This window comes from Pseudomonas sp. UBA5706 (assembly GCF_002419965.1).
Taxonomy (GTDB): domain Bacteria; phylum Pseudomonadota; class Gammaproteobacteria; order Pseudomonadales; family Pseudomonadaceae; genus Aquipseudomonas.
Genome location: NZ_DIHC01000007.1, coordinates 20268 through 32344, shown reverse-complemented (window position 1 = coordinate 32344; position 12077 = coordinate 20268). Strand labels below are relative to the sequence as shown.

At 59.4% G+C, this 12077-nt stretch carries 15 protein-coding genes; 14 read left to right on the top strand and 1 reads right to left on the bottom strand.

Features of this window, described 5'->3' with window-relative positions:
* The first annotated feature begins 6 nt into the window (after window positions 1-6).
* Window positions 7-999, top strand: coding sequence for a signal peptide peptidase SppA (sppA, locus tag B3I26_RS03585; protein ID WP_296255127.1), 993 nt, complete (start codon window positions 7-9; stop codon window positions 997-999).
* A gap of 65 nt (window positions 1000-1064) precedes the next feature.
* On the opposite strand, the gene B3I26_RS03580 is transcribed toward sppA, so the two are convergent.
* The gene (locus B3I26_RS03580) at window positions 1065-1643 is read right to left on the bottom strand and encodes a Maf family protein (protein ID WP_296255125.1); all 579 of its coding nucleotides are present in this window, start codon (window positions 1641-1643) and stop codon (window positions 1065-1067) included.
* Between the two features lie 106 nt (window positions 1644-1749).
* Between B3I26_RS03580 and B3I26_RS03575 the strand changes: the two genes are divergently transcribed.
* The 13 genes from B3I26_RS03575 (at window position 1750) to B3I26_RS03515 (ending at window position 12011) form a co-directional block, all read left to right on the top strand.
* On the top strand, window positions 1750-2277 hold the full coding sequence (locus B3I26_RS03575) for a YceD family protein (protein WP_110950850.1): 528 nt from the start codon (window positions 1750-1752) through the stop codon (window positions 2275-2277).
* Between the two features lie 13 nt (window positions 2278-2290).
* Window positions 2291-2473: a 50S ribosomal protein L32 gene (gene rpmF / locus B3I26_RS03570; protein ID WP_003179396.1), complete on the top strand. Its 183-nt coding sequence runs from the start codon at window positions 2291-2293 to the stop codon at window positions 2471-2473.
* 4 nt (window positions 2474-2477) lie between these two features.
* Window positions 2478-3485 (top strand): phosphate acyltransferase PlsX, encoded by a 1008-nt coding sequence (plsX, locus tag B3I26_RS03565; RefSeq protein ID WP_296255124.1) that lies wholly within the window; start codon window positions 2478-2480, stop codon window positions 3483-3485.
* Window positions 3486-3618: 133 nt separating this feature from the next.
* Window positions 3619-4557, top strand: coding sequence for an ACP S-malonyltransferase (gene fabD, locus B3I26_RS03560; protein WP_296255123.1), 939 nt, complete (start codon window positions 3619-3621; stop codon window positions 4555-4557).
* Between the two features lie 10 nt (window positions 4558-4567).
* A complete protein-coding gene (gene fabG / locus B3I26_RS03555) occupies window positions 4568-5308 on the top strand; it encodes a 3-oxoacyl-ACP reductase FabG (RefSeq protein WP_296255524.1) in 741 nt (246 codons plus the stop codon).
* A gap of 185 nt (window positions 5309-5493) precedes the next feature.
* Entirely contained in the window at window positions 5494-5730 is a 237-nt protein-coding gene (gene acpP / locus B3I26_RS03550; RefSeq protein WP_007253394.1) for an acyl carrier protein, read from the top strand.
* Between the two features lie 106 nt (window positions 5731-5836).
* Window positions 5837-7081, top strand: a complete 1245-nt coding sequence (fabF, locus tag B3I26_RS03545) for a beta-ketoacyl-ACP synthase II (protein ID WP_296255119.1) — start codon at window positions 5837-5839, stop codon at window positions 7079-7081.
* A complete protein-coding gene (pabC, locus tag B3I26_RS03540) occupies window positions 7078-7896 on the top strand; it encodes an aminodeoxychorismate lyase (RefSeq protein ID WP_296255117.1) in 819 nt (272 codons plus the stop codon). Before fabF ends, pabC begins: the two co-directional genes overlap by 4 nt.
* A 3-nt stretch (window positions 7897-7899) precedes the next feature.
* Window positions 7900-9168: an endolytic transglycosylase MltG gene (mltG, locus tag B3I26_RS03535; protein WP_296255116.1), complete on the top strand. Its 1269-nt coding sequence runs from the start codon at window positions 7900-7902 to the stop codon at window positions 9166-9168.
* A gap of 19 nt (window positions 9169-9187) precedes the next feature.
* Window positions 9188-9832 (top strand): dTMP kinase, encoded by a 645-nt coding sequence (gene tmk / locus B3I26_RS03530; RefSeq protein ID WP_296255115.1) that lies wholly within the window; start codon window positions 9188-9190, stop codon window positions 9830-9832.
* Complete coding sequence (locus B3I26_RS03525; protein WP_296255112.1) at window positions 9825-10811, top strand: DNA polymerase III subunit delta'; 987 nt, start codon at window positions 9825-9827, stop codon at window positions 10809-10811. The genes tmk and B3I26_RS03525 overlap by 8 nt, the downstream gene beginning before the upstream one ends.
* Before the next feature lie 42 nt (window positions 10812-10853).
* The gene (locus tag B3I26_RS03520) at window positions 10854-11210 is read left to right on the top strand and encodes a PilZ domain-containing protein (protein ID WP_037011754.1); all 357 of its coding nucleotides are present in this window, start codon (window positions 10854-10856) and stop codon (window positions 11208-11210) included.
* 15 nt (window positions 11211-11225) lie between these two features.
* Window positions 11226-12011, top strand: coding sequence for a TatD family hydrolase (locus tag B3I26_RS03515; protein WP_296255108.1), 786 nt, complete (start codon window positions 11226-11228; stop codon window positions 12009-12011).
* Window positions 12012-12077: the final 66 nt, after the last annotated feature.

Genomic DNA, 12077 nt, shown 5'->3' with positions numbered 1-12077 from the left:
TGATCTATGTCGGATGAATGGAAGTCACCGTCTTCGCAGGAGCGCGAGGACGCAGGTAACGCAAAAAGCTGGACGTTGCTGGAAAAAACGCTGCTGGCCAATGTTCAAGAGCATCGTCGCTCCCGTCGCTGGGGGATTTTTTTCAAAGCCCTGACCTTTATCTATTTGTTTGCGGCGCTGGTGATGTTCTCGCCGCTGATGGACTTCGGCAAAAGCGCTTCGCGCAAGGCCAGTCACACAGCGTTGATCGAAGTCAAGGGCATGATTGCGGACACCGAGGCGGCGAGCGCCGATAACATTGTCGGCAGTTTGCGTGCAGCGTTCGATGACGAGAAAACCAAGGGCGTGATCCTGCGTATTAATAGCCCGGGTGGCAGTCCTGTTCAGTCCGGTTACATTTACGATGAGATTCGCCGTTTGCGCGCGAAGAAACCGGATATCAAGGTGTATGCGGTCATTACCGATCTAGGCGCTTCTGGTGCTTACTATATCGCCAGCGCTGCCGATCAGATCTATGCCGACAAGGCGAGCCTGGTGGGCTCCATTGGCGTCACCGCAGCCGGTTTCGGTTTCGTGGGCACCATGGAGAAGCTGGGTGTCGATCGTCGCACTTATACGTCGGGTGAGCACAAGGCGTTTCTTGACCCGTTCCAGCCTCCGAAGCCTGATGAAACGGCGTTCTGGCAAAACGTGCTGGACACGACCCACAAGCAATTCATTGCCAGTGTAAAGGCCGGTCGCGGCGACCGTCTGAAGGATAAGGATCATCCGGAGCTTTTTTCCGGTCTGGTGTGGACCGGCGAGCAGGCAGTAGCGCTGGGCCTGGTCGATGGATTGGGTAGCGCCAGCTCTGTAGCTCGCGACGTGATTGGCGAGAAAGAGATGGTCGACTACACCGTGCAGGAGTCGCCGTTCGATCGCTTCTCCAAAAAGCTGGGCTCCAGTGTCGCCGAGCAGATCGCCATGTGGGCAGGCTTCAATGGGCCGTCTCTACGCTGATTTACGTTCCCGCTTAATAATAAACCCGGCCATTGGTCGGGTTTTTTTATGGTCTCATGAGCAAGTTACGGCACGTCCACACCTTCTGCCTTCAGCATATCCACCAGTGTTATTAAAGGAAGACCGATCAGGCTAGTGGCGTCAGGCCCCTCGGTGCTGCGAAACAGGCTAACCCCCAGCCCTTCGGCCTTGAAGCTGCCAGCGCAATCATAGGGCTGTTCGGCATCCAGGTAACGGCGGATGCACGCCTGATCCAGCGTGCGCATGTGCACGGTGAAGGGCACGCAATCGACCTGGCAATCGCCAGTGTGGCTGTTGTACAGCGCAATGCCCGCCAAAAAACTTACGCTCTTGCCGCTGCTGGCGCTGAGTTGTTGCAAGGCGCGCTCGAAGGTATGGGGCTTGCCGAGAATCTGTTCACCCAGCACCGCAACCTGGTCGGAGCCAATGATCAGGTGGTTGGGAAACTGCTCCGCCAAGGCCATGGCTTTTTCCTTGGCAAGACGCTTCACCAGGGCCGGGGCTGCCTCGTTCAGGCGGTGGCTTTCATCAATGTCTGGCGACGCGCAGACGAACGGCAGGCGCAGTCGACCGAGCAATTCCCGGCGATAAGGCGAGCTTGAGGCGAGGAGCAAAGGCAGCATGGGGTTCTCCGAAACGTGAAAGTCGAGTGTAATCAGCGGGTCAGCCTGCGAACAGCCCTGAATTTCCTTTGACAGCCGCCGGGGTCGTCCCTAGAATGCTGCGCCTATGTTGAATGACCCGATTCCACCTCACGTTGACCCGCGCAAATTAGCTGATCGTGGCACTACTCTTCAGGGAGAGCTGCTGCTGGCTGATTTGGAGAGACTCTGCGACCCGCTTGCTGACAATCTCGGTACAGTGCAGGCGAAATTCGTTTTTGAGAAAGACGAGCGACGCGCCGTGGTTATCCACAGCGAAATCGACGTCGAAGTCAAAATGGTTTGCCAGCGTTGTCTTGAGCTGGTCACCCTGCCGATCCACAGCGAATGCAGTTACGCCGTGGTGAAGGAGGGTGCAAATACCCAGTCGTTGCCGCAAGGCTATGACGTGCTGGAACTCGGCGAAGATCCATTGGATCTGAAGGCGTTGATTGAGGAGGAGCTTCTGCTCGCCTTGCCCATCGTGCCTGTTCATGATCCGAAAGAATGCCAGCAGCCGGCGGGCGCCGATGAGCCCGAACCGAGCGTGGACGAGGTAACGCGGTCCAACCCGTTCAGTGTATTGGCGCAGTTAAAGCGTGACCCAAACGTTTAGGAGTTAATCAATTATGGCTGTTCAGCAGAACAAAAAATCCCGCTCTGCCCGTGACATGCGCCGTTCGCACGACGCTCTCGAGGCTAGCACTCTGTCTGTAGAAAAAACCACTGGTGAAGTTCACCTGCGTCACCACGTGTCGCCAGAAGGCGTATACCGTGGCCGTAAAGTGATCGACAAGGGCGCTGACGAGTAATTTCTTGTCCGCTCCGGTCATCGCGATCGACGCAATGGGCGGGGACTTCGGTCCCCGCAGCATTGTTCAGGCCAGCATTGCCTGCCTGCTCGCTACGCCCTCGCTTCATCTGACCCTCGTCGGTCAAGCTTCCCTTCTCGAAGAGCTCATCGAACGCCATTCCGGTGTCGATCGGTCGCGCCTGCTTGTCGCCAATGCCAGTGAAGTCATCAGCATGGAAGACCGGCCGGCTCAGGCGTTGCGTGGCAAGCCAGACTCTTCCATGCGCGTGGCGTTGCGTCTGTTGGCCGAAGGCGAGGCTCAGGCCTGTGTGAGTGCCGGCAATACCGGCGCGTTAATGGCGCTGTCGCGTTTCGTGCTCAAGACCCTGCCCGGCATTGATCGACCTGCAATGGTGGCCGCTATCCCTACTCAGCGTGGCTATTGCCAACTGTTGGACTTGGGAGCCAACGTCGATTGCAGCGCGGAGAACCTCTATCAATTCGCGGTGATGGGCTCGGTCGCCGCGGAAGCGCTGGGGGTGACGCGGCCAAAGGTCGCATTACTCAACGTCGGCACCGAAGATATTAAGGGCAATCAGCAGGTCAAGCTGGCTTCCAGCTTGCTGCAGGCGGCGCCAGGTCTTAATTACATCGGCTTCGTGGAGGGCGATGGGCTGTATCGCGGCGAAGCGGATGTGGTGGTCTGCGATGGATTCGTGGGCAATATCCTGCTCAAGTCAAGCGAAGGTCTGGCGACCATGATCGGTGAGCGAATCGAACTCCTGTTCCAGCAGAATATGCTGTCCAGGGTAGTCGGTGCGCTGGCGATGCCGCTGCTCAAGCGGCTCAAGGCCGATCTGGCGCCGGCGCGGCATAACGGGGCGAGTTTTCTCGGCTTGCAGGGTATCGTGGTCAAGAGTCATGGCTCGGCAGGCGCGCAGGGATTCCAGAGTGCGATCCAGCGTGCTCTCATCGAAATACAGGAGAATCTGCCAGAGCGCCTTCATGGCCGGTTGGAGGCGTTGCTTTAGAGTGTCTTGCGCTAGAATGTGACCCCTGTGACTGCAGGGTCATCCTACTGACCACCATCCGCAACACTTTGAATTATCTCGCGTTCGGCATTGCCGAACGTATTTTTTGACGACAATAATCAGGGGCTTGTCAATGTCTGCTTCCGTCGCATTCGTCTTTCCGGGCCAAGGCTCGCAGTCCCTCGGCATGCTGGCCGAGTTGGGCGCGCAGTTTCCATCGATCCTGGACACATTCAAAGAAGCCTCCGACGCTTTGGGTTATGACCTATGGGCGCTGACCCAGCAGGGCCCGGAAGAAAGCCTTAACCAGACCGACAAAACCCAGCCGGCCATCCTGACCGCTTCAATCGCCCTGTGGCGCCTTTGGCAGGCAGAGGGTGGCGCGCGTCCGGCCTTTGTCGCTGGCCACAGCCTGGGTGAATACAGCGCACTGGTTGCCGCTGGTAGCCTGTTGCTGACTGATGCGGTCAGGCTGGTGGAGCGTCGCGGACAGTTGATGCAGCAAGCCGTGCCTGCGGGGCAGGGTGCGATGGCAGCGATTCTCGGTCTGGAAGATGCTGACGTCATTGCAGCTTGCGCTGAAGCCGCTCAGGACGAAGTGGTTAGCGCGGTCAACTTCAACTCGCCAGGGCAGGTAGTCATCGCCGGTGCCAAGGCTGCGGTCGATCGTGCAATCGAAGTATGCAAGGCCAAGGGCGCCAAGCGTGCACTGCCGCTACCGGTCAGTGTTCCTTCGCACTGTGAGCTGATGCGACCGGCTGCCGAACGTTTTGCCGAGTCCATTGCCGCCATCGACTGGCAGACGCCGCAAATCCCGCTGGTGCAGAACGTCAGCGCCAGCGTGGTCTCGGACCTGGACACCCTTAAAAGTGATTTGCTGCAGCAGCTGTACAAGCCGGTGCGCTGGGTGGAGTCGGTCCAGACCCTGGCTGCCAACAGCGCTTTGCAGTTGGTCGAGTGCGGCCCAGGCAAGGTACTGGCTGGTCTGAACAAGCGTTGCGCCGACGGCGTGGTCACTCATAACCTCAATACCCCGGAAGCTTTCGCCGCCACCCGTGCGGCGCTGGCCTGATAAGGAGAACATCATGAGTCAGGGTAAAGTTGCACTGGTCACCGGCGCGAGCCGTGGCATCGGCCGGGCTATCGCTCTGGAACTGGGTCGTAACGGCGCAGTCGTCGTGGGCACGGCAACGTCCGAGGCCGGTGCCGAGAAAATCACCGCCTACTTCAAGGAAAACGGTGTGGAAGGCTTCGGTCTGGCGCTGGATGTCGGCAGCGACGAATCCGTCAGCGCCGCGCTGGCGCAGATTACCGAGCGTGTTGGCGCGCCGTTGATCCTGGTCAATAACGCTGGCATCACTCGTGACAACCTGATGCTGCGCATGAAGGATGACGAGTGGCATGACGTGATCAACACCAACCTGAGCAGTCTGTATCGCTTGACCAAGGGCGTTCTGCGCGGAATGACCAAGGCGCGTTGGGGCCGGATCATCAGCATTGGTTCGGTAGTGGGTGCCATGGGTAACGCTGGTCAAGTAAACTATGCCGCCGCGAAAGCGGGTCTGGAAGGTTTCAGTCGCGCGCTGGCGCGCGAGGTCGGTTCGCGGGCAGTGACCGTGAACTCGGTAACGCCCGGTTTTATCGACACCGATATGACCCGTGAGCTACCAGAAGCACAACGTGATTCCCTGACGGCGCAGATTCCTCTGGGCCGACTGGGGCAGGCCGAAGAGATCGCGCACGTGGTCGCTTTTCTTGCCTCCGAAGGTGCAGGCTACGTTACCGGGGCTACAATCCCCGTCAACGGCGGCATGTACATGTGACTTCCCGTATCGAAAAAATGTCATACGGGCTGTCTAAAATCCGTTATAAAGCTGAAATCTATTAATGGGCAGAGGGTGATGGGCGTTGCGGGAATTGCGTTTAGCTTGAAATGCGCAAAACCTCTTCTATACACTTACCCATCGGCCAGCTGCCTGAATTTGTCCACTAGGAGTTAAAACACGGTATGAGCACCATCGAAGAGCGCGTCAAGAAAATCGTTGCCGAGCAACTTGGCGTCAAGCAAGAGGAAGTGGTCAACACCGCTTCTTTCGTTGAAGACCTGGGTGCCGACTCCCTTGACACCGTTGAGCTGGTGATGGCTCTAGAAGAGGAATTCGAAACCGAAATTCCTGACGAAGAAGCTGAAAAAATCACCACCGTTCAAGCTGCTATCGATTACGTTACTGCCCATCAGGCGTAAGCTTTTGTAATCGTTGCTCGCTGTCATGGAAAAACCGCACTGCCTCAGGCGTGCGGTTTTTTCTTTAACAGGGCAGCGTTTCGTCAATAGAAAAAAGGAGAGTCCTGTGTCGCGTAGACGCGTCGTGGTCACCGGTATGGGTATGCTGACGCCACTGGGCAATGATGTGCCCAGCACCTGGCAAGGCATTCTGGCTGGCCGGAGTGGCATTGGCCTTATCGAACACACGGACCTTTCGGCTTACACGACTCGCTTTGGCGGTTCGGTCAAAGGATTCAAGGTCGAGGATTACCTGTCGCCCAAAGAGGCGCGGCGTCTGGATCTGTTCATTCAGTACGGGCTGGCAGCCAGCTTTCAGGCGGTACGCAATGCCGGCATCGAGATCACGGATGCCAATCGCGAGCGCATCGGCGTCGCCATGGGCTCGGGTATCGGTGGCCTGACCAACATCGAAAACACCAGCCGACTGCTGCACGAGCAGGGGCCAGGCAAGATCTCCCCGTTCTTCGTGCCGGGTTCGATCATCAACATGATTTCCGGCTTCCTGTCGATCCATCTGGGCGCACAGGGGCCCAACTATGCGATCACCACCGCCTGTACCACGAGTACGCACTGTATTGGCATGGCCGCACGCAACATCGCTTATGACGAAGCCGATGTGATGATCGCCGGTGGCGCCGAAATGGCGGCCTGCGGTCTGGGCATGGGGGGGTTCGGCGCATCCCGCGCGCTGTCGACCCGCAATGACGAACCGACCCGTGCCAGCCGTCCGTGGGACAAGGGCCGTGATGGTTTCGTGCTGTCCGACGGCGCTGGCGCGCTGGTGCTCGAAGAGCTGGAGCACGCCAGAGCGCGCGGTGCGACCATTTACGCCGAGCTGATCGGTTTCGGCATGAGCGGCGATGCCTTCCACATGACCTCTCCACCGGAGGACGGCGCCGGTGCTGCGCGCTGTATCACCAATGCGTTGCGCGACGCCAAGGTGCGTCCCGAAGAGGTCCAGTACATCAACGCTCACGGCACCTCGACCCCGGCAGGCGATCTGGCGGAAGTCCGCGCGATTAAGTCGGTGTTCGGCGAGCATGCCTATAAACTGGCGGTCAGCTCAACCAAGTCCATGACCGGTCACCTGCTGGGCGCGGCCGGTGCCATTGAAGCGATCTTCAGCGTGCTGGCAATCAACGGTCAGGTCGCGCCACCGACGATCAACCTCGATGAGCCTAGCGAAGGATGCGACCTCGACTTCGTGCCCCACGAGCCGCGCAACATGCCCATCGATGTCGTGGTGTCCAACTCGTTCGGATTTGGCGGCACCAATGGCTCGCTGGTGTTCCGCCGGTTCGCGGAATGACCCTGAGCTGGATCGATGGCGCGCCGGCCGACTCCCTGTCCTTGACAGATCGGGGGCTGGCCTACGGTGACGGCCTCTTCGAGACCATTCTGGTCAAGACTGGCGTGCCGTTGTTGTTCGAGCGTCATCTGCAACGTCTGGCGTCAGGCGGCAACCGTCTGGCGCTGGCGTTGGAGCTGCCACTGATCGAACGCGAGTGCCGGGCGTTTGCGGCGCAGTTGGGCGAAGGGGTGATGAAGCTGATTGTCACCCGTGGCGACGGCCAGCGTGGTTACGCGCCAACCCCCGGCGCCCCGGCCCGGCGCATTCTGCAGGCCAGCCCGCTGCCCGCGTATCCGCCCGCCAATTCCGTACAGGGCATTCGCCTTTTCCCGTGTCGTACGCGCCTTGCCGAGCAACCGCTGCTCGCTGGCCTCAAGCATCTCAATCGACTGGAGCAGGTGGTCGCACGCAGTGAGTGGAGTGATCCTGAATACGCCGAGGGCCTCATGCGCGACACCACGGGTCGCTTGGTCGAAGCTGTCTACAGCAACCTGTTTCTGGTCAAGGGCGGCATGTTGCTGACCCCGGACCTGAGCCGTTGCGGCGTGGAAGGCGTCATGCGCGCTGAACTGCTGGACATGGCCGAGCAGATGAACATGCCGGTACGCGCGCTGGAGCTGCGCATGTCAGATTTGCAGCGAGCCGAGGAGGTCTTCGTCTGCAACAGCGTTTACGGCATCTGGCCGGTGCGCGCGCTCGAGCAACTGAACTGGCCGGTTGGCCCCGTCACCCGTAAACTGCAAAACCTTGTTCGCCAGCTTCTGGATATCTGATTCGTGATCCGAAAATTATTTGTCTTGCTGGAAACGGGCGTGGTTCTGGCAGGACTGCTACTGGGTCTGGCTTTCTGGCAGCAAAGTAACGCGCTGCGCCAGCCCCTTAAGCTGAACCAGGAGCAAATGCTCGACGTGCCATCGGGCGCATCGCCTACCGGCGTACTCAACCGCCTGCAGTTAGAGGGTGTGATCAAGGATGCCTTCTGGCTGCGTCTGTATTGGCGCTTCAACCTTTCCGGCCAGTCCCTGCACAGTGGCGAATACCGCATGACGCCAGGGATGAATGCCAGATCTTTATTGGCTCTGTGGGAGAAAGGCGAGGTCGTGCAATACAGCCTGACGCTGGTCGAGGGCTGGAATTTCCGGCAGGTTCGTGCCGCATTGGGCAAGCAGGCGAAGTTGGAACAGACCCTTGTCAACCTCAGTGATAGCGAGCTAATGGCCAGGATCGGTCATCCGAACGTTTTCCCTGAAGGGCGCTTTTTCCCTGATACCTATCGCTACGTGCGCGGCATGACCGACGTCGAGTTGCTCAAGCAGGCGTACAACCGGCTGGATGAGGTGCTGCAGGATGAATGGAACAAGCGCGCCGCCGATGTACCCTATGTCGACCCGTATCAGGCGCTGATCATGGCTTCGCTGGTGGAAAAGGAAACCGGTGTGCCGCAGGAGCGCGGGCAGATCGCAGGGGTCTTTGTACGACGCCTGCAGCAAGGCATGTTGCTGCAGACCGACCCGACGGTCATCTACGGTCTGGGCGAACGTTACAACGGCAAGATCACCCGGGCTTTTCTGAAAGAGGCAACGCCCTACAACACCTACGTGATCTCCGGGCTGCCGCCTACCCCGATCGCCATGGTCGGGCGTGAAGCCATTCACGCGGCGATGAATCCGATGCCGGGCAACAGCCTGTATTTCGTGGCGCGTGGCGATGGCAGCCATGTGTTTTCCGCCGATCTGGACGCACACAATGCGGCGGTCAAGCAGTTCCAGCTCACGCGCCGGGCCGACTATCGTTCAAGCCCCGCGCCCGTCACGGTGCCGACGCCGGGAGTCGATCCAGTGCCGAGGATCGATGAGTCAGCGCCGGAGCTGAAAGCGCCAGAGCAGGATGCTTCCGAGCCTAAGAGGTCTGGTGAGCAGCCGGAGCCTGAGCCATCGGGCGCGGCAAAGCCTGAAGCTGCCAAGCCTGCACCTGAAAAAGCAGGCGTCGAGCCATCCTCCGAGGCCAGCGGTAAGGCCGAAAAAGACGATTCGAGCCCGCAATGAATCTAATGAAGGACTGTCTGTGACTGGTTTGTTTATTACCCTGGAAGGTCCGGAAGGTGCCGGTAAAAGTACCAACCGCGAATACCTGGCCGAGCGCCTGCGCAGCCATGGCGTCGATGTGGTGATGACCCGCGAGCCGGGTGGCACGCCTCTGGCCGAGCGCATTCGTGAATTGCTGCTGGCACCCAGTGATGAAACGATGGACGCCGATACCGAATTGTTGCTGGTGTTCGCCGCCCGTGCCCAGCACTTGGCGAGGGTGATCCGCCCGGCGCTGGCCCGAGGCGCGGTGGTTTTGTGCGACAGGTTTACTGACGCCACATACGCTTACCAAGGGGGCGGCCGCGGTCTTTCGATCGAACGTATTGCCATGCTCGAGTCGTTCGTCCAGGCAGACCTGCGCCCGGATCTGACGCTGGTGTTCGACCTGCCCGTAGAAATCGGCCTGGCCAGGGCCAGCGCCCGTGGTCGTCTGGATCGCTTCGAGCAGGAAGGCCGTATGTTCTTCGACGCAGTACGAAATACCTATTTGAGTCGAGCCGCAGCAACGCCCGAACGCTATCGTCTTGTGGAGGCTGCCTTGCCGCTGGATCAGGTGCAAGCGAACCTCGACCTGTTGGTGCCGGAACTGATGCAACGGCTGGCGGACCGCCGGCATGGCTGAGGCTTATCCCTGGCAGGCGAGCCTCTGGCAGCAATTAGCCGGTCGCACTCAGCATGCCCACGCCTATCTGCTGCATGGGCCTGCGGGGATTGGTAAGCGGGCGCTGGCCGAACGCCTGATGTACCTGCTGCTGTGCCAGCAGCCACAAGGGCTTGAAGCATGCGGGCGGTGCAAGTCGTGCTCGCTATTGACCGCTGGCAGTCACCCCGACAACTACATATTGGAACCGGAAGAAGCCGATAAGGCGATCAAGGTTGATCAGGTTCGCGATCTGGTCAGTTTCGTGGTGCAGACCGCGCAGATGGGGGGGCGCAAGGTGGTACTGATCGAGCCTGTCGAGTCGATGAATATCAACGCTGCCAACGCTTTGCTGAAAAGCCTCGAAGAGCCTTCCGGTAACACTGTTCTGTTGTTGGTCAGCCACCAGCCCAGCCGGCTGCTGCCCACCATCAAGAGCCGTTGCGTGCAGCAGGCCTGCCCACTGCCGAGCGAAGCGATGAGTGTGGCTTGGCTTGCTGGCGCGCTGCCCGAGTGCACCGAGGATGAGCGCGCCGAGCTTCTGACTCTGGCGGCCGGATCGCCATTGGCTGCGATCGGTCTCCAGGCTCAAGGCGTCCGTGAGCAGCGAGCGCTGGTCGTGGAGGGCGTCAAGAAGCTGCTTAAGGGTCAGCAGTCGCCTACCCAGTTGGCCGAGGGCTGGAAAGACATTGCGCTGTTGCTGCTTTTCGATTGGTTTTGTGACTGGTCCAATCTCATTCTGCGCTACCAGCTCACCAACGATGAAAGCGGACTGGGGCTGGCTGACATGCGCAAGGTATTGCAGTACCTGGCGCAGAAATCGCCGCAAAGAAAGGTGTTGGCCATGCAGGACTGGGTGCTCATGCAGCGCCAGAAGGTACTGTCCAAGGCGAACCTGAATCGTGTTTTGTTGCTCGAAGCATTATTGGTGCAGTGGGCATCGCTGACCGGACAGGGTTAGACTGGCCACCTGCATGACATCAGTATCCACGAGGAAGTTGAGATGAGCGTCCCCCTTAGCCCGGGCCCACGTAACGGCATCCTGTCACTGACCATCAAGGACAAGTCTGTCCTTTATGCTGCCTACATGCCGTTCATCAAGAATGGCGGCCTGTTCATCCCGACCAGCAAAAGCTACAAGCTCGGCGATGAGGTGTTCATGCTGCTCAACCTGATGGATGAGCCCGAAAAGATCCCGGTTGCGGGCAAGGTCACCTGGATTACTCCCAAAGGTGCTCAGGGTAACCGTGCTGCGGGCGTCGGCGTGCAGTTCAACGACGGCGACAATACCGCTCGCAACATGATTGAAAACTATCTGGCCGGTGCTCTGAAGTCCGACCGTCCGACCCACACAATGTAAGTTGCTCCGGTTCCCATGCTCGTAGATTCCCATTGTCACCTCGATCGTCTTGACCTCACTGAACACGCAGGCTCTCTGGACGCAGCTCTGGACGCTGCGCGCGGACGGGGAGTGGGTCATTTTTTGTGCATCGGTGTCAGCGCCGACAACGCGAACGCGGTGAGAGCGCTGGCCGACCGCTATGAAGACGTTGACTGCTCCGTTGGCATTCACCCACTGGATCTCAAGCCGGGTGAAGCGCCTGCGCTAGGCTGGCTGCTTGGCGAGCTGAATCATCCGTGTGTGGTCGCGATCGGTGAAACGGGCCTGGATTACCACTACGAGCCGGAGGCGGCTGAGCTGCAGCAAGCATCGTTTCGTTTGCATCTGCAAGCGGCCAGCAGCACGGGCAAACCGGTAATCGTTCACACCCGTGGAGCGAAGGCAGACACGCTCGAGTTGCTGCGCGCAGCGGCGCTGCCGCAGGCGGGGGTACTGCATTGCTTCACTGAAGATTGGGAGATGGCCAAGGCTGCCCTGGACCTGGGTTTCTATATTTCGCTGTCCGGCATCGTGACCTTCCGCAACGCCGACGCGCTGCGCGATGTCGCAAGCAAGGTTCCGGCGGACCGCCTTCTGGTCGAGACCGACTCGCCGTATCTGGCGCCTATTCCCTATCGTGGCAAACCCAATCTGCCACAGTACGTACGCGAAGTGGCTGAGTTCCTGGCGGTGCTGCGTGGCGAGAGCTACGAGCGCTTTGCCGAGCAGACGACGGAAAACTTCAAGCGGCTGTTTCCGCTCGCCCGGGTCAAAAGCTGACACTTGGCCAACGAAATCGCGGGCAAAAAAAACCCGGGTTCTGGGGGGGTGAATCCGGGTTAAGAC